The 17,427-nt window shown below is 35.7% G+C and carries 17 protein-coding genes; 2 read left to right on the forward strand and 15 right to left on the reverse strand.

Features of this window, described 5'->3' with window-relative positions; all coding sequences use genetic code 11:
- Positions 1 to 10 precede the first annotated feature (10 nt).
- The 7 genes from SH601_RS10805 to SH601_RS10835 form a co-directional block, all read right to left on the reverse strand.
- Positions 11 to 1,048: a FecCD family ABC transporter permease gene (locus SH601_RS10805; protein ID WP_319958315.1), complete on the reverse strand. Its 1,038-nt coding sequence runs from the start codon at positions 1,046 to 1,048 to the stop codon at positions 11 to 13.
- Positions 1,045 to 2,022 (reverse strand): FecCD family ABC transporter permease, encoded by a 978-nt coding sequence (locus SH601_RS10810; RefSeq protein ID WP_413775116.1) that lies wholly within the window; start codon positions 2,020 to 2,022, stop codon positions 1,045 to 1,047. The genes SH601_RS10805 and SH601_RS10810 overlap by 4 nt, the downstream gene beginning before the upstream one ends.
- Before the next feature lie 68 nt (positions 2,023 to 2,090).
- Positions 2,091 to 2,900 (reverse strand): ABC transporter ATP-binding protein, encoded by an 810-nt coding sequence (locus SH601_RS10815; RefSeq protein WP_319958316.1) that lies wholly within the window; start codon positions 2,898 to 2,900, stop codon positions 2,091 to 2,093.
- A 212-nt stretch (positions 2,901 to 3,112) separates the two neighbouring features.
- Complete coding sequence (locus SH601_RS10820; RefSeq protein ID WP_319958317.1) at positions 3,113 to 4,198, reverse strand: N-acetylmuramoyl-L-alanine amidase family protein; 1,086 nt, start codon at positions 4,196 to 4,198, stop codon at positions 3,113 to 3,115.
- Positions 4,199 to 4,588: 390 nt separating this feature from the next.
- A complete protein-coding gene (gene blaI / locus SH601_RS10825; protein ID WP_319958318.1) occupies positions 4,589 to 4,969 on the reverse strand; it encodes a penicillinase repressor BlaI in 381 nt (126 codons plus the stop codon).
- 3 nt (positions 4,970 to 4,972) lie between these two features.
- Positions 4,973 to 6,541 (reverse strand): BlaR1 family beta-lactam sensor/signal transducer, encoded by a 1,569-nt coding sequence (locus SH601_RS10830; protein WP_319958319.1) that lies wholly within the window; start codon positions 6,539 to 6,541, stop codon positions 4,973 to 4,975.
- On the reverse strand, positions 6,538 to 6,750 hold the full coding sequence (locus SH601_RS10835; RefSeq protein WP_319958320.1) for a M56 family metallopeptidase: 213 nt from the start codon (positions 6,748 to 6,750) through the stop codon (positions 6,538 to 6,540). The genes SH601_RS10830 and SH601_RS10835 overlap by 4 nt, the downstream gene beginning before the upstream one ends.
- A 266-nt stretch (positions 6,751 to 7,016) precedes the next feature.
- Here SH601_RS10835 and bla point away from each other — a divergent pair, with 266 nt between their 5' ends.
- On the forward strand, positions 7,017 to 7,940 hold the full coding sequence (gene bla, locus SH601_RS10840) for a class A beta-lactamase (protein WP_413775110.1): 924 nt from the start codon (positions 7,017 to 7,019) through the stop codon (positions 7,938 to 7,940).
- Positions 7,941 to 8,405: 465 nt separating this feature from the next.
- Positions 8,406 to 9,137, forward strand: a complete 732-nt coding sequence (locus tag SH601_RS10845; RefSeq protein ID WP_319958321.1) for a GTP pyrophosphokinase — start codon at positions 8,406 to 8,408, stop codon at positions 9,135 to 9,137.
- A gap of 193 nt (positions 9,138 to 9,330) precedes the next feature.
- Here SH601_RS10845 and SH601_RS10850 read toward each other — a convergent pair whose 3' ends face one another.
- The 8 genes from SH601_RS10850 to SH601_RS10885 form a co-directional block, all read right to left on the reverse strand.
- Positions 9,331 to 10,614, reverse strand: coding sequence for an MFS transporter (locus tag SH601_RS10850; protein WP_319958322.1), 1,284 nt, complete (start codon positions 10,612 to 10,614; stop codon positions 9,331 to 9,333).
- A 256-nt stretch (positions 10,615 to 10,870) separates the two neighbouring features.
- Positions 10,871 to 11,389 carry a GNAT family N-acetyltransferase gene (locus tag SH601_RS10855; RefSeq protein WP_319958323.1) on the reverse strand — a complete coding sequence of 173 codons (519 nt, stop codon included), beginning with the start codon at positions 11,387 to 11,389 and terminating at the stop codon, positions 10,871 to 10,873.
- Between the two features lie 88 nt (positions 11,390 to 11,477).
- A complete protein-coding gene (locus SH601_RS10860) occupies positions 11,478 to 12,737 on the reverse strand; it encodes an erythromycin esterase family protein (RefSeq protein ID WP_319958324.1) in 1,260 nt (419 codons plus the stop codon).
- Between the two features lie 26 nt (positions 12,738 to 12,763).
- Entirely contained in the window at positions 12,764 to 13,495 is a 732-nt protein-coding gene (locus SH601_RS10865; RefSeq protein WP_319958325.1) for an ABC transporter permease, read from the reverse strand.
- Entirely contained in the window at positions 13,496 to 14,206 is a 711-nt protein-coding gene (locus tag SH601_RS10870) for an ABC transporter permease (RefSeq protein WP_319958326.1), read from the reverse strand.
- A complete protein-coding gene (locus SH601_RS10875; protein WP_319958327.1) occupies positions 14,203 to 15,114 on the reverse strand; it encodes an ABC transporter ATP-binding protein in 912 nt (303 codons plus the stop codon). The genes SH601_RS10870 and SH601_RS10875 overlap by 4 nt, the downstream gene beginning before the upstream one ends.
- Before the next feature lie 134 nt (positions 15,115 to 15,248).
- On the reverse strand, positions 15,249 to 16,610 hold the full coding sequence (locus SH601_RS10880) for a sensor histidine kinase (protein WP_319958328.1): 1,362 nt from the start codon (positions 16,608 to 16,610) through the stop codon (positions 15,249 to 15,251).
- Positions 16,607 to 17,275 carry a response regulator transcription factor gene (locus SH601_RS10885; RefSeq protein ID WP_319958329.1) on the reverse strand — a complete coding sequence of 223 codons (669 nt, stop codon included), beginning with the start codon at positions 17,273 to 17,275 and terminating at the stop codon, positions 16,607 to 16,609. Before SH601_RS10885 ends, SH601_RS10880 begins: the two co-directional genes overlap by 4 nt.
- Positions 17,276 to 17,427: the final 152 nt, after the last annotated feature.

Genomic DNA, 17,427 nt, shown 5'->3' on the forward strand with positions numbered 1-17,427 from the left:
AAACAACTCCTTAATCTTTTGTTTTGGCTAATAAATATAGAAAGTATGGCGCTCCTATAATAGCAACGAAGATACCTGCTGGAATTTCTACCGATTGTTGCAACCATCTCCCAATTGTATCGGCAAGAACAAGTAATACCGCCCCAACCATTGCTGAGATTGGAAGAATGTGTTCATGTTTATCACCAACTAAACGTCTTGTTAAATGTGGCGCAATCAAACCGACAAAACCAATACCACCACTTACAGATACACAGACCGCTGCAATCGCAACTGCTAACACTAAAAGTACTCGTCTTTCCTTCTCCATGTTCACTCCAAGACCAACTGACGTTTCATCACCAAGATTTAATACATTCAGTACAGATGCTTTCGTGTAAACAAAAGGGAGAAGTACAAGCAACCAAGGTAATAAAGCAAGGACAAATGTCCAGTTAGACCCCCAAATACTCCCAGCTAACCATGTGGCTAGAAATTGATAATTATCAGGGTCTAACCTTAAAGTTAATACAATCATTAAAGCATCAATACCTGCAGCTACCGCAACACCTGTTAATACAAGACGAATTGGGGAGAGACCTTCATACTTTTTGTAGGATAGAACATAAACGATGAAGGAAGCTGCTCCGGCACCAACAAATGCAACTACCGGCATCAAGTAAACAGGTGCTTCTGATACAGATGCAAAGAATGAAATAAATAGCATGACTCCAAGGCCTGCTCCCGCATTAATCCCGATAATGCCAGGTTCTGCTAGTGGGTTACGAACAATCCCTTGTAATATAGCTCCAGAAATCGCAAGTCCCATACCAACTAAGATGGCAATGACTATCCGCGGCAAGCGAAAATCAAATAATATTAACGCTTGTTGCTCTGTCCCTTTTCCAATTAGTGTCATGACTGTTTCTATTGGTGTTAAACGAATATGACCAGTGTTCAGACTAACAAGGATACAAGCAATAAGGAGTACGAGCAATAAGAGAAAACTCCATTTTATCTGATGTTCTTTTCTTAATTGATTGCTCGTTTTCCACTGTTTCTTTGTCATATTTGTCCCCCTCCTTTTCTAGCTAAATATAAGAAGAAGGGGACACCTAAGAGAGCAATTAATGCACCTATTGGTGTTTCATATGGTGGATTAATCATGCGAGCTACTAAGTCTGCTAAGACAACAAGTAATGCACCTAATACGGCTGAAGTTGGTATAATCCAACGATAGTCATGTCCAACTAACCAACGTGCTAGATGCGGTACCATCAATCCAACAAAACTGACTGCCCCTACGACAGAAACCGCTGCCCCCGCCAAAATAAGAATAATAATAGCACTTAATAACTTCACTTTTCCCATGTTTTCGCCAAGACCGATCGCCACTTCTTCCCCTAAACTAAGAATGGTAATCGAGCGAGAGAGAACAATCGCTCCAACAATAGCAATACATAACCACGGTGCTACTACTTTCAACTGTTCCCAAGTGGTACCTGATACACCACCTGCATACCAAAAGGCTAAGTCCTGACCAATTTCATAATATAGTGCAACCCCTTCACTAAGCGCACCTAACAATGCACTTACCGCTGCGCCTGCTAAAACTAAGCGAATTGGTGTTAAACCATTTTCTGATAATGAGCCAATACCATATACAATCCCTGCTCCCATAGCTGCCCCGACAAAGGAGAATAAAATAACATATGTATAGGAGAGTCCTGGGAAAAAGGCAAAGCAAACAGCTAACATAAAAGCCGCACCAGCATTTAATCCAAGTAATCCTGAATCTGCTAATGGATTTCGTGTCATTCCTTGCATTAGTGCTCCTGCTACCGCAAAGCATGCCCCTACTATTGCTGCACCAATCACTCGCGGTATTCTTAGTTCCAAGATTATCTGATGGTTGACTAACTCTGGATTAAAATGAAAAATCGTATCCCAAACTGTTTTTAACTCTATATCTGCCGCACCTAAAGAGATAGATAATGCTAATGCAAGAAAAAGGAGTGCTGTTCCAGCTATTAGTATTCCCATTCCTATTTTAGGACGCGCCGATTCCTTTACTTCTTGCAATTGCTTTTCTTCGTTTACTCGCAACACTACTACCTCACTTTACAAGCGGCATCTGTCTCACATAATTGGTAGGACAAGCATACTGGATTTGTGCTATATGGACATGCTGTTAATTCCGCCTTAATCTGAAAAACCTTTTGTAAATGATGACATGTCATCACTTCATTTGGCTCACCCTTCGTTACAATCGCACCATCTCTCATAGCAATCATATAATCTGAAAAGCGAGAAGCATGGTTGAGATCGTGTAAAACCATAACAATGGTCCGTCCCTCCTCTTTATTTAAACGCTGTAGCAACAACAGGATATCCAATTGATGCGCTAAATCTAAGTAAGTAGTAGGTTCATCTAGTACAAGTATGTCCGTTCCTTGTGCTAATGCCATTGCTATCCAAACTCGCTGTCTTTGACCACCAGATAAAGCATTTGCTGATTTGTCTCTTAAATCACTTAAACCAGTCACTTCAAGCGCCCAATTAATATATTGATAGTCTTCGTTTGATAGTCTCCCCATTCTTTTACGATGTGGAAATCGTCCATACGATACTAATTCGAATATTGTTAAGCCACTTGGTGCTTGTGCTGTTTGGGGTAAAACAGCCATTCGTTTGGCCACTTCCTTCGTATTCATTGTATGTATTGCCTTTCCCTCAAGAGAGACTACTCCTTCCTTTGCTCGTAATACTCGAACAAGCGTTTTTAATAACGTTGATTTTCCACAACCATTCGGTCCAATAATCGTAGTTATTTTATGTTTTGGAATAGCTACACTTAGCTCTTCAATAATAAGAGCATTTCCATAGCCTACACTTACTCGATCTACACCTAAGGCATCCATGATCGTTACTCCCTCTCTTTAAATGATAATGATTATCAATATTAATTAAAGAGTATACTTGATACTTTTACGAAATACAACCCTATATTGAATAAAATATAAAATATTCTAAATATAACGCGAATCTTCTCAAGTAGTTAACATCCGCTTATTACTTTTTTTCTACGCAAAAAAATGGTGTGGATATCTCCACACCATTTCTTCACTTTTATTTAATTGAAATAATTAATTAAACCTTCTGTAATACCTTGTGCCACACTATTTTGGTAACTATCTGATTGTGCTATCGCTAAATCTCCAGGGTTTGTCATATACCCTAATTCTAGCAATATAGATGGGGCAGTTGTATTTACTAATACTTTATAATTAGCTTGTCTAACACCGCGATCATTTAAATTTACATGCGATAAAATAGATGATTTTACCGATTCTGCTAGATTTCGATCATTAAAATCTGCAACGTAGGCAGTCAAACCACTAACAGAACTGTTGATAGAAGAATCATAATGCAGACTAATAAAAGCATGTGTATAATAGCTGTTACTAATACTAGATCGATCTTCTAACTGGACAAAGTAATCGCCTGATCTTGTAACAATGACATTCGCTCCTGCATTACGCAAGCTATTAACCACTTTTTCTGCTGTTGGTAAAATAACATCTTTCTCTTGTACTCCATTAAATCCAATAGCTCCCGGGTCCTTACCACCATGGCCTGGATCAATAACAATATTATATCCTGCTAAACTCTGTTCACTAGTAGTGGTAGAAGTAGCTTGAGATGAATTACCTTGAGGTGCTTGGTCCGTTAACCAAGCAGCTACCCATCCGGTTTCAGAACCATTCAAATTAATTTCATACCAGTCACCAGACTCATCCACTACTTTAAAACTATCTCCAGACACTGCAGAACCACTCAAAGCATAGTCAGTTCCTGGACCAGAGCGAATATTAACACTGTCTGACGCAATAGTAATTGTTTTTTTACTCTCATTCGTACTTACTGCACTGCTACTATCTCCAATTGGGAGTAAATGATGCTTCGCCACCCATACTTCCTTTCCAGCATAGTATGTTTGCACCCAACCATACTTCTCATCAAAAACCATTAGCGTGCTCCCTTTTACTAGTTGTCCCAAAACCTCACCATCAGCTGAAGGGACACTGCGAACATTCAATATAGGAGTACTAACTTCATAAGTCTCTAGATTACTAGCTTTCACTGGTTGAAAAAAAGCAAATGAAAGAAATAAGATTGCAAAAAAGAAGAGCCCTTTAAACATTAACCTATTATTCATTGATGTCCTCCTTATCTCCTTTAGGTAGGATGTTCATAATATTTCTCCTAAAAAGAAGAATAGCACAAATGACTATCTGTTAAACCTATTTATCTATAATTGATTAAAAATTCCTATATTTTTTCATAAAAATAGGATTAAATATCCTATGAAATTACATTTGATCATAGATGGTTATAAGGGACTAGTAACACTATTTGTATCAAACTAGCCTTCTTATAACGTAAATTATACGAAAGAAGGGAATATCCCGTTCCCATATATATTTGTTAATGCCGATTATTCGACAAATCTCCAATTTTCACTTGAGAGATTTGTTCATTACCTTTATTTTTACACTTTAGAAATAGAAGAACTAGAAGAAATAAGTGCATCTTATTTCTTCTAGTTCTATTTTTCAGGATTCTTATTTAAAATTTCGCGTAGTTCTTTAATATCCTCGTCTGATAAAGAATCTTCTTGGATAAATTGCACTAGCATTGATTTTAATGTCCCTCCATAAATTCGCTTCATAAACGATTGCATCTCTTCACGTTGACACTCTTCACGAGAATATAATGGAAAAAAAGTATAAACTCTATGTTCCTTATTAACACCGACAACTTGCTTTTGAACAAGACGATCCAAAAGTGTTCGCACTGTTTTCGGTTTCCAATCCGTCTGCTCCTGCATGGAGGATATCACTTGACTAGCGGTTTGTGGTGAACTTTCCCAAAGTACTTGCATCACTTCCCATTCCGCATCTGATATATTAGGAATTTTACTCGTCATTCTTTATCCCCCTACTTCATTCATAATTCCTTTATCCGTTAGTATAGACAATGTAATGTTTGCTGCTTCACTACCATAACTATTATCTTCATTTTGTATGTTTGTTGCAAAGAAAAATGTATTGTCATTCACTTCCACATAGCCGGTAAACCAACCATTCATACTCTTGCCATTTACTATACCCGTACCTGTCTTACCATATAACTTAGCACCGCCATATTCATCGAGAAAGAGTGAATCCTTAATCGCTTGAATATTCCGTTCCTCAAATCCAAACTGATTTTGATAGAAAGCCACTAATAATTGTACCTGTTCAACAGGTGAGATTTTTAAAGATGATTCCAACCAATAGTCATCACGATTAGAAAGATTCTTGTTTCCATAATTCATTTTTTCTATATAAGCCTGTATAGTTTCACTTGTCATATTTTGATCTAGTTCCTCAAAATACCATGTTACAGAATCTTTCATAGCAGTCGATAAGTTATGGTCTTTGTTCCAAGAGACAAAAGGGTATTGCTTTTTATTCCATTTCAAGGTGGACTGATCCGTTGTTATTATTCCTGACTCTAAAGCCATCAATGCCAAATACATTTTATAAGTAGAATTGGGCGAAACTCTCTGCGTGCTATTAGCTTGATTATATATAGTGTAGTGTTCTTTTCCAATGTCATATAATACGAAACTTCCATCATATTCATAAAAATAGTCACTTAAATCCTCGTAATATGCTTGGTCATTGTCAAAACTATAACTATTAGTACCTGAATCCGCTAAAGATATGAAGGAAGTTTGGCAAGCTACCACTACACATATGAGAGAAAAAATAATCATACTTTTTATCTTCAGCCATTTCGATTCATCAGCAAAAGAAATAATTTTTTCCATCCTCTTTTTGATTTGCCTTTTTGATTCATTAAATTGATTCGTAAAAGAAAAACGCTTTGAACGTGAAAAAAGTGCTGCTAGATCTATAATCGCATTTCCATAATCTGTATAACTGTGCTTATCAAGACATTTTAATACCCCTATATCACATGCGACTTCTCTATCCACTCTCATTTCTCTAAACGCAATCCATACAAGAGGGTTAAACCAGTAAATAATCTGAAAAATAACGGTAAGGTAATTCGTTACAATGTCTTTCTGCTTAAAATGATGAAGTTCATGCATAAAAATATAGGTTAGGTAATCTTCAGATAGCCATTCATCAATGTGTATCGGTATAACAATATACGTTTTAAACAATCCAAATATCATTGGTGATCGAACAAGCGGTGATTGCCTAACAAGTATAGGCTTTGATATGTTTAAATGCTGCTTACACTCTTCCAAGATACGAATAACATTTGGATTAGGTGGGATCCAAGCTGTATCTTTTATTTTTTTTAATTGGAACCAAGCACGTAAAGCAATGGTTATCATCACGATCATACCCGCAATCCAAATACCTGCCAAGATTATATTGATATAGTCCTGATCAAATCGATTAACAGATACAGCAAAATCCTGCATCCAGTTTTGATTTCCCTGACTTATATTACTAGTGTTGTCGAAGGAAACATTATTCATTTCCCCTTCAAAATGAGCATCAAATAAACTCCAAGATTAATCCATTGTGCCGGAACAAAAGGTAGTGTGAGCGCAATGAATAATACAAACCATATATTGTACTGCCATTTAGCTGATATATGCTTTCGAAATAAATGCTTTAGCACGAAAATAACCAATATTGTTACAGACGAAACGATAACACTTATAAACAAATGTGTTAAGAACACGTAATCTCCCCTCCTTTCCTTGATTACTCATTCTATATATCTATTCAAACAATCTAATATCTAATTTTCAGATGATGATTTTTAGTCTATCACTTTTTACCGAGGCATAACAAAAAATAGAATTTATTGTCCCATTCTTGAAAAAAAAGATTGACTTTGCAAGACTACAAATGTAATATTAGACTACAATTGTAGTCTAGAGGGGGATAGAAACAAAAATAAATCAGCTTTCATTACTAAAATAAACATAGAAAGAGGTTATTCATTTGAAAAAGGTAAATAAAACTATATTAAACAGGCAAAAAATAATTTTGGCAGTGCTGTCAATAATCATACTTACTGCTTGTGCAAATACCAACAGTTCAACCAATACTCAATTGGATGAAGAAAAGATCACAAAAGAAACGATTAATACATTGGAACAATTCTCTCAACTAGAAAATGAGTTTGGTGCTCAACTTGGTGTCTATGCAATCGATACCAACACAGGTAAGACTACCGAATATAAATCAGATGACCGCTTTGCTTTTGCCTCTACTTATAAGGCCTTGGCCGCAGCAGTCATCCTTCAGCAACATTCGATTGAGGAACTTGATGAAGTAATCACATATGATGAAAATGATTTAGTTACTTACTCACCTGTCACGGAGGAACATATAGAATCAGGAATGACATTAGAAGAGCTAATTGAAGCTGCAGTTCGATTCAGTGATAATACAGCTGGAAATCTTCTATATAAAAAAATTGGTGGTCCTAAAGAATTTGAAATAGCATTAAAAGACATTGGTGATAATGTTACTAATGCCGACAGATATGAGACAGAGCTGAATAACTTCACCCCAGAGGATAATCGTGACACGAGTACACCCAAAGCCCTGGCTACAACTCTTAAGGCGTTTGCTGTTGACGATTTACTCTCTAATGAAGAACGTGCACTTTTTGCAGACTGGCTAAAAGGGAATGCAACAGGTGATTCATTGATTCGTGCTGGATCACCTAAAGACTGGGTGGTTGGTGATAAGAGTGGTGCTGGAACCTATGGAACTAGAAACGATATTGCGGTAGTTTGGCCACCAGACCAAGAGCCAATTATCATTGCCGTTATGTCTCGTTACGATCAAGAGGATGCTGAGTATGACGATGCATTAATTGCAAAAGCAGCAGAGATAACCTTTAATGCCTTAAAGTAACGAATCAATTGAACTCCCTACCACTTAACGCACTTACGACCTGCTTTAAGTGGGGTATTATGGATGTTTACACTGCAATAAAGCAACTAGAGAACTGTCCAACTATAACTCATGTGGACTGTACTCAAAAAAAATAAATAAGGTTTATTGTGAAATAAAACAAAATCAGACCATTTGATTTGCTATTATCTATTCATGTTACTAATCACCTTCTAGTAACCGTTGCCTATTAATGGTTGTAAACTAACTCTAACTGGTTTTCCACACTTTTTCCTCAATCTTTCCTTTGACTTAGGCTAGCTACTTTATAATAATGGAAATAGAGAAGGAGTAAATTATTAGTGATTAAATGGAGATAACGAGAAACTTCAATCAGTAGAGATTAACACCTAGTAATTGGCAACGAAACTTATCACAAGATTAGTCTTACGATAAGTTCGTGAATCAGAAGGGAGATTTCACAACATGGAACATACCCAAATTGAAATGGAGAAAATCAAATATTGGCGAACTGAATTAGTGCGCTTTATGATGGCTTATAAATTTGCTGTGGAAGAATTAAGTACAAAAATTAGTATATTACAAGAGGAATTTCAACATATTCATGATTACAACCCTATTGAACATGTAAAATCAAGAGTTAAATCACCAGAAAGCATCTTAAAAAAAGTCCAAAAGAAAAAATTGCCCCTCAGCCTACCAATGATACAAGAGAACATTCGTGATATTGCTGGTATTCGAATAAATTGTTCTTTTGTTACAGATATTTATAAAGTGGCTAATATGCTAACCAAACAACAGGATATTACGTTAATAGAAACAAAAGATTATATTAAGAACCCAAAACCGAATGGGTACAAAAGTCTTCACCTTATCGTCAAAATCCCGATTTTCATGTCTGATAGAGTAGAGAATGTTTATGCAGAGATTCAAATCAGGACAATAGCAATGGACTTTTGGGCAAGTTTAGAACACAAAATCTACTATAAGTACAATAAGGCAATACCAAAAGAATTAAGAGATGGTTTAAAAGAAGCTGCTTTTACAGCAAATGAATTAGATGAAAAAATGGAGAGAATTCACAATGAAGTATCTGAACTAAAAGAAGCTGACCAGCTAAACAGCCATATAGAAGAATCTATTACACTTCCTCCTGAGTTTATAGCGTTGCTTTCAGAGCATGAAAAACACTCATAACATAACATGTCCTCGAGGGATTTCTCTTCTCAAGGACATGTTATTTTTATAATGTTGTAAACTTAAGTAATCCTCACTTCAAGATTCTAGTTTTAACAAAGAAGCTAAGTGGGGATAAACGGACGCCAACTTCCTGATAAGCTTCGCTAACAATCAGCGAAAGTCTAAAGCTCTCTCTGATCAAAACCTCACTTTATACAGCAGTACTATTTTGTTGGCCAGCCGTTTTTAACTTTTTATCTGACGGTACAAAGATTAACACGACGAGACCTATGACAAATAAAACAATTAAACTTAAAACACCTGCATTAGATTTTCCGGTGATTTGGGAAGTTACCCCTACTAATAACGGTCCCGTTACAGACGCAAATTTACCAAAAATATTATAAAACCCGAAGAATTCATTTGATTTATGCTTTGGTACTAATTTGGCAAAGTATGATCTACTTAATGCTTGTAATCCACCTTGAGAGGTTGCTACTAGCATAGCGAGTATCCAAAAGTCGAGTGCAGTTTCGAGAAAATAACCGTATATACAAACAATAATATATACCATAATTCCTACATTTAGCATGAGTTTAGCGGAGAATCGATCCGCTAGACGTCCATAAAGCAAGGCAAAAGGTGCTGCTACTACTTGTGTCACAAATAAAACAATCAATAGTACTGTCGCATCTACTCCAACATCTGTTCCATATGCAGTGGACATGGAGATAATCGTCCCTACCCCATCTATGTAGAAGAAATAAGCTATTAGAAAAATCGTTAAATATTTATACTCACGAATATGTGTGACTGTTTCCTTTAATTTGCGAAAACTAGCACGGATCGGCTTTGCGTCACGTTTAACACCATACACTTGTTTAACATTTTTCAGAAGTGGAATGGAGAAGAGTGCCCACCAAATAACGACAATGAAGAAAGCTATTTTGCTTGCGGTAGTACTAGAGATAGAGATAATCTCTTGTTGAGCAAGTAAAATAACTGCTACACTAATAACGAACGGGATTGCCCCACCAATATAGCCATAACCAAACCCTCTTGCTGATACCTTATTCATCCGCTTATTATCCGTTATATCTACTATAAATGCATCGTAAAATAAATTCGCACCTGTCAGTCCAAGTGACGCTAATGTGTAAAAAACAAGTAACAATAGCCATTCTCCCTCAGGCACAAAAACTAGAGCAAATGTAGAAAATAGACCTAAAAGTAAAAAACTGGTGAAAAACCTTTTTTTATAACCTTCATAATCTGCAATAGTTCCCAATATCGGTCCAATAATAGCTAATATAAAGGTAAAAATAGCAATCGTATAACCAAGATATGCTGTTGAATCTGCTCCATCAATTCCTGCCATGGATGCTTGCGCTTTATAGTAAATAGGAAAAATAGCAGTTGTAATGATTACAGAAAAAGCGTTACTTGCCCAATCATAGTACATCCAGCTTGTTTCTTGCTTCGTAAACTTCTTCATCCTTTTCACCATCCTCTACTAGACTATTTTACTAAAACATTCTAGTGAAAGGATTATATCACCATAAAATTTACAGAAAATTAAGATTTTTCTACAAAAAATGTTTCACATGAAAAAATATTGTCCTATTATGTCGGAAGAAACATCTTGACTATCTGTCTATACGCGAGCAATAACCGGATAAAATCGACATAATGAATTATTTTGTTCACTTGATGGTATCTTATATGCTATTTTGTTCATTTCTCGTAGTCTATTAGATAGTTACGATACTTTTCCTAAAATAAATAAACTTAACAGTTTGACCATTCATCTCGAATTCCTCTGTATCTGTCGTTACCTGTTCAAAACCGTTTCTTGTTAATATTTTTTGTGAGGCGATATTATTGGTTGTCGTTTTAGCTAATAACTTTCTTATCCCTTGTTTGCTCATTGATTCTATTAACAAACGTAATGCTTCACTAGCAATTCCACTGCCTGTATAAGCTTTTCCTACTCGATAACCAACATGACCTAATTGTTGAGAATGATCAATATCTACCAAGTTGATTCTTCCTAAGATAGTACCTTCTTTACTTTTTATTAAATGATAATAGGATAATCCTTCTACTTGCTCATCCAGTAGATTTTGAAGCTGCTTATTAAAAATATCCACCTTATAATATTCATCCCCTCGACTTGGTACCATCTCTTCAAAGAAATCCCTATTTTCCAACTCAAACGCTAGAAGCTTTTCCGCATCATCGTATTGCAATTGTTCTATCTTTAAATCCATTGCTTTTTCTCCTTATGGCGTAACGTTTGTTTTTTTTATTGGTAAATTATAACACATAGTGCTATGCATTTGATACCTTTCCTTACAACTAAGAGATTTCTTCTGTTGGAGTAGCCTCTTTCACTATAATAATCCCATCATATGCTTTTATTGGAGTCATTTTAATGGTATAGAACATCTTTAATAATTTATACCATGAACTAAATTGATCACCGATATTCGTCATTTTTTGCTCATTCGACAATATTGTCTGTAATGCTCCTGATTGACTTGCTTGTTCAAAATCGACAAAAAATATATTCTGCTCCACTTCACTAAATGCATCCACTAGCTCATTATGATTCGTCACCGTAAATATTTCTCGTTCATCAGTGTTACCTTTTTTAGACTGAAATTCACTATTAATAATATCTGTTCCTATCGCGTAATATTGTGAGCCATATTGTTCATTGAGATAGCTACCCATCGACTTGGAATCCGTCGCCGTAGCAGAAGTTTTTTCAATATGACCGTTATGGCCAGACATAAGTACCTTATCATGTCCACGAGCTTGTTCGTAATCAGCGATCCACTCTAGATTTTCTGCTAAGTACTGGTCACGAAGATGGGTATATCGGTCTTCATTCAAGAATAAGGTAGTCCGTTGATGCATCACTTTAGCGTATTGAGAAGCAAGTTCATACTCTTCTTCTTGAGTTAAACGGATATACTCTTCCCTATTTCTCTGTAAATCCGCCATGATTTCTTCTATTATTTCATTTAAATTAGATAGCTCATCATCTGTTAATTCACGCATTCTATCATTAGAAGCACCCTCAAGTAATGCCTCGTATTCAGCAGCTAATTCCTCTTCTACCATTTCATAATAATTTAGTAAACCTTTCTTGCTTTGGTCATATCTTTGCATGTCATTTCCATAAAAATATATTTTTTGATCATCGCTTGCAGATTCGTTATAATCATGCATCCACTGAACAAATGCAACCATTTGTTCCGTATTATAAATATCATAATTTAGTGCTTTTACTACCTTATGAGCAGTACCCTTACCTTGTAAGATAAATTGGTTTACTGTCTGACCACTACCAAAATCTGCCTCTAACACGAAAACTTGAACATTTTCATTGTGTATTAAAGCTTCGAATACATCTTGCTTCAAATGTTGAAATTCTGCATTTCCATGTGTTGCTTCACCTAATCCTATTATTTTTACATCATCTGGTACAAATAATTGATCCACCTGTTCTACGTATTGGTCTGCACTCTCTATCGGTTCACCTTGTCCACAACCCACTAATGCTACTATTATAAAATTAAAAATAGCAAACAAATAAATCTTTTTAAACATCCAATAGCCTCCCCATAATACTCACATCAAACTTGTTTTCTTTGAAAATAAATATATCCACAAAGGAAAAAGACGAGAAAGCTTCCTCCTACAACAATCAATAGTTGATCATATGGAACAAAGAAGACATCATCTGTGCTTCCACCGATATACATCATGGAAAATGGTTGTGCCCATGGATAGAACGGCCCGAATCGCTCCGAATTGACCACTAATAAAGCTGGCAAGGTAAAAACAACATTTACAGCAAAAGGAGCGGCAAAGCTTTTAAATAAAATCGATAGCCAAAGTTGTAAAGCTATTAATGGCATTGTCGCTATCCATCCACCTACAACACTTTTCCAAACAATAGTTAATGGAAATGGATCTGTATAGCCTTTAATTATCCCAACAGCATAAATTGCTCCTAAGTAGAGAATTTGAATAAATAAAACTAAAACAACTAGCAGTATATATTTACTCAGAAAAACCTTCCCTCTTGTTACAGGTAAAGCTAATAACTGTTTCCAGCCACCTTCTTGATGCTCGTATCGACAGATGATACTTGCTAAAACACCTGTGATTAGTGGTAAAAATAATATGGCATATGTCAAATTCATCGAAAGTAAGGGAATGTACCACTGATTCATTTGCTCTCCTACATTTAGTAAGTTTCCTGCTAACCCACCAAACAAGCCAACCAACGGACCAACAAATAATAGAAATATTATTTTCGATTTACTCAATTTAAACCATTCCGAGTGTAAAAGCGCGAGCATCTACTTCACATCCCTTCGTGTAAAATCAAACATTCCCATCATATATAGTAAACAGCCTATACTTAAGCCTAGCCACACATTTATAACAGGGTTATCCCATTCATTCACTAATGTTGGCCATTTCCAAATCATCCAATCTGGTAAAAAAAAGGCGGAATAAGCTAAAATAACTCCTAAAACCCCTGTTGTAATTGGAATACCTTGATTTTTACTGACTGTGGCAACCCATAATTGCAGTGCCAAAACCGGTAATGCAGCTAAAAAAGGAAAGAAACTATATTGTAATAGCATTAGAAAAGGAATCTCTTGATCAAAGTTCAATAACAAACCAAATGCTAATGTAAATACCATCAGTAAACAGGACGAAACAAATAACATGAAAGATAACACAATAAATTTAGACAAATATACAGCCATTTTTGATATTGGCAAGGCAATCAACTGCTTCCATGCATTTGTCTCATTTTCAATACTCGCTATAAAAGAGGTCAGTATTGCAATCCCCAATACAATAGCTAGTGGCGTAAAAGCACTGGTATTGAGTAAATAGCTCCCCCAATAATCATTGTTTTGTTGCAATAAATAATCCTTTCTGACCCCATAGTTAACCATTTGCAATGCGACAACGCCGACTGGTCCTAATACAGCTAAAAACCACATACCCTTTCGCTTTATTTTCAACAAATCTGCTTGTAACAATTGCAACATCATTTAACAAACTCCTCCTTCGTCATTTGTAGGAAGATATCTTCTAATGATTTCCTATCATCTTCAACACGGTAAATAGAAATATTCTGTTGCACAAGCAAGCGAACAGCTTCAGCTACATGGTGATCAGAACCGTCTTCTAGAAAAATAGCACCTTGTGCTAATTCTGTCTTTATGCCGTTTGCTAATAACACACGCCAGGCCTCTTTATGCTGACTCACTCTCAAAATAACTTGTTGTTGGGCAAGCATACGCATTTTTTCAATAGAATCCTGAAAAATCATTTTACCTTTATTCACAATCCCAACTGTTGTCGCAATTTGATCTATTTCCGCTAATAAGTGACTAGAGATTAATATCGTCATGCCATATTCTCTTGATAGATTTTTAATTAACTCTCTGATTTCAATAATTCCAGAAGGGTCTAAACCATTTGTTGGTTCATCTAATATCAACAGTTCTGGATTATTCAAGAGAGAAGTAGCAATACCTAATCGTTGCTTCATCCCTAATGAAAAACCTTTCACCTTTTTATTTGCTACATCTTGCAAACGGACAATACGTAAAACCTCTTCCAATCTAGCTTTTGGAACTCCTACTATTTTTCTAATTGCTTCTAGATTTTCATTTGCAGTAAGATGCGGATAATAGGAAGGGTTTTCTACTAGTGATCCCACTTTTTTCAGAATATTAATTCGCTCATTCTTTAAGTCCTTCCCAAATATTTCGACATTGCCTGATGTAGGTTTCATTAGTCCTAACATCATACGAATGGTTGTTGATTTACCAGCACCATTCGGTCCAAGAAAACCATATACTTCTCCCTTAGGAATTTGCATGCTAATTCCATTTACTACGAGTTCTTTTCCGAATTTTTTTGTCAGATTATTTGTTTGAACAATATATTCCATTCTGATCACCTCATTAACCATCTTAAATAGTTAAGGTTAAAGACAGGTATAGGTGAAGGTTAAATTTTGTTTAAATTAAATAAGGTGATCTCCTTTTAAAGACCACCTTACAGCTACTATTATTTTGTTTTATCCTATTCGATACTTTTTTTGATTATAATAGTCGTTCCATCACTACCAGATTGGACCTCCCACTCTAGTTGCAATTCCTTAACCATCATATCAACGATTGATAATCCAATACCTGCACCTTTATCGTTAGAAGTTTCTGTCATTCCACTACCTTTATCTCTGACAATAATCAGATCATAACCATCTATTGATTCCGTTCTCACTTCTATATAAGCTCCATCTTTTGCGTGTCGCAATACGTTTTGTAACAAGTTATCCAATATCCGTCTTAGCCACATTGGATCGAGATGCCATATATTATCATGTAACGGTTGTAACTCCACATTTATTTCGAAAGCTTCTTTTTCAAATACAGGATACCATGTAGCAATATTCTCTCTAACCAATCGGTCAATATCGACGTCTTGTAAATCTAACTTATATTTACTCGCCATCAATAGTGTATAGGACATTAAATTTTCGATTAGCTTGTCAAATTCCGACACAGATGATTCCAGTCCATCAATGGATTGTTTTACCTCTCCAGATATATCCTGCTTCGCTATCTTAAATGTCTGTGCATTTATTTTCGTAAGAGGTGTCCTGAGATCATGTGATAAGTTCGCTATTAATTCCCTCCTTAGTTGTTCTTCTTCTTCCTCTCGTTTCTTACTTACCCTTAATTCTTGTACCATTTGATTAAATGTTTGTTCCAACTGACCGATTTCATCTAATTTTTTCACTTCTATTTTAATCGGCAATTCATCCACATCTCGTATTTCCATTGCCTCTTGTAATTGTAATAGACGTTTACGGATACCTCGAAAGAACAAAAAAGACATAAAAATAAAAAGCAAGACAAGAGAAAACGGTCCGAGAAGTAACCAATAACCGAATTGGTTCATAACTACTTGTATGGGCGGCAGAAAAGTATCACGATTAATTTCAAATACAACAAAACCATTTGCGTCTTCTTCACCTACGAAGGCAAGGACAGTAAAAGGATTCGCACCATACCTTTCCTTTATGAATTTCGCTGTATCCGTTGGTGTCCATACTTCAGGTAAATCAGCTATTTCTCCAGTAGTTTGACGTAGTACACCAGTCTGATCCACCCAAAACATTGAAGCATCCGGATATTGGTTATGCCATTTAGAAAAATGATGGGAAATATCTGCTTCCGTTTCTAGTTCATTCGCGTCTTTATGCCAGTTTTCCTCTATTTGAGCGTAATCTTCTTCATCAGACGTATAACTATTCTCTATATTCATCGCTACTCCTGCTACTAATAACACAACGAATAGAAAAGCTATTTGTACGAAAGATAGTGCTAAAATGATAATAAGCATATATTTAGCTAATAGTGAACGAAAGAATTTTTTCATGCTCTCACCCGATAGCCAATACCTCGAACTGTTTCAATAATAGTTGGCTTGGCAGGATTGATTTCAATCTTCTGACGTAAATAACGAATATGTACCATTAAGGTTTTATCACCTTCTATATATGCCTCTTCCCATACACCTTCATAAAGCTGTTCTTTTGTAAGAATTTGATTAATATGTCGAAGAAAATATTGAAACAACTGATATTGTTTTCCTGTTAACTGAATTTCATTGTTTGCATCATTATTCATAATTCGCATCTCTTTTGGAAATATTTCTAGATGTTGAATCTGTAATACTTCTTCATTTTTTTGGAACCTTCTAAGCATAACTTCTATTCTCGCTACTAACTCTTCTGGATGAAATGGTTTCGTCATATAATCATCAGCAAAGCTAAGTCCTTCCAGCTTATCCTCTACAGCTGTGCGAGCCGATAACATAATAACAGGTAAGTCTGTTCTTTCCCGTTTAATACGCTTTCCAATTGAAAAACCATCTAATCCAGGTAACATCACATCTAAAATCGCTATATCTACTGACGATAGATATTTTTCTAATTGATCACCAGAGGTAAGCCATACAACATCATATCCGTTTTCCTGTAATACTTCGGAAATCCAACTACCTATTTCAGACTCATCCTCTATGTATAATATACGGAACATTTTGTCTCCCCCATTCCCGAAAAATGACTGGTTATATTTTAACATATTTTAGAAATGGTTATGTTACTTTCCAAAAATGATCTTCTTATGTAAGTTAAGATCAAAGAACACGGAGTTGCTCTCATCTCCGTGTTCTTAATCAGCGTAGTCTT

The organism is Gracilibacillus pellucidus (genome assembly GCF_033949965.1).
Taxonomy (GTDB): Bacteria; Bacillota; Bacilli; order Bacillales; family Amphibacillaceae; genus Gracilibacillus; species Gracilibacillus pellucidus.

What these genes read in the sequence shown, in the direction of transcription:
- SH601_RS10815 (WP_319958316.1), bottom strand. Translation starts at nt 2,900, where the DNA reads ATGGATGCCTTAGGTGTAGATCGAGTAAGTGTAGGCTATGGAAATGCT.
- SH601_RS10845 (WP_319958321.1), top strand. Translation starts at nt 8,406, where the DNA reads ATGGAACATACCCAAATTGAAATGGAGAAAATCAAATATTGGCGAACT.
- SH601_RS10850 (WP_319958322.1), bottom strand. Translation starts at nt 10,614, where the DNA reads ATGAAGAAGTTTACGAAGCAAGAAACAAGCTGGATGTACTATGATTGG.
- SH601_RS10805 (WP_319958315.1), bottom strand. Translation starts at nt 1,048, where the DNA reads ATGACAAAGAAACAGTGGAAAACGAGCAATCAATTAAGAAAAGAACAT.
- SH601_RS10880 (WP_319958328.1), bottom strand. Translation starts at nt 16,610, where the DNA reads ATGAAAAAATTCTTTCGTTCACTATTAGCTAAATATATGCTTATTATC.
- SH601_RS10865 (WP_319958325.1), bottom strand. Translation starts at nt 13,495, where the DNA reads ATGCTCGCGCTTTTACACTCGGAATGGTTTAAATTGAGTAAATCGAAA.
- SH601_RS10860 (WP_319958324.1), bottom strand. Translation starts at nt 12,737, where the DNA reads ATGTTTAAAAAGATTTATTTGTTTGCTATTTTTAATTTTATAATAGTA.
- SH601_RS10875 (WP_319958327.1), bottom strand. Translation starts at nt 15,114, where the DNA reads ATGGAATATATTGTTCAAACAAATAATCTGACAAAAAAATTCGGAAAA.
- SH601_RS10885 (WP_319958329.1), bottom strand. Translation starts at nt 17,275, where the DNA reads ATGTTCCGTATATTATACATAGAGGATGAGTCTGAAATAGGTAGTTGG.
- blaI (WP_319958318.1), bottom strand. Translation starts at nt 4,969, where the DNA reads ATGACGAGTAAAATTCCTAATATATCAGATGCGGAATGGGAAGTGATG.
- SH601_RS10855 (WP_319958323.1), bottom strand. Translation starts at nt 11,389, where the DNA reads ATGGATTTAAAGATAGAACAATTGCAATACGATGATGCGGAAAAGCTT.
- SH601_RS10830 (WP_319958319.1), bottom strand. Translation starts at nt 6,541, where the DNA reads ATGAATAATGTTTCCTTCGACAACACTAGTAATATAAGTCAGGGAAAT.
- SH601_RS10810 (WP_413775116.1), bottom strand. Translation starts at nt 2,022, where the DNA reads ATGGGAATACTAATAGCTGGAACAGCACTCCTTTTTCTTGCATTAGCA.
- SH601_RS10820 (WP_319958317.1), bottom strand. Translation starts at nt 4,198, where the DNA reads ATGAATAATAGGTTAATGTTTAAAGGGCTCTTCTTTTTTGCAATCTTA.
- SH601_RS10870 (WP_319958326.1), bottom strand. Translation starts at nt 14,206, where the DNA reads ATGATGTTGCAATTGTTACAAGCAGATTTGTTGAAAATAAAGCGAAAG.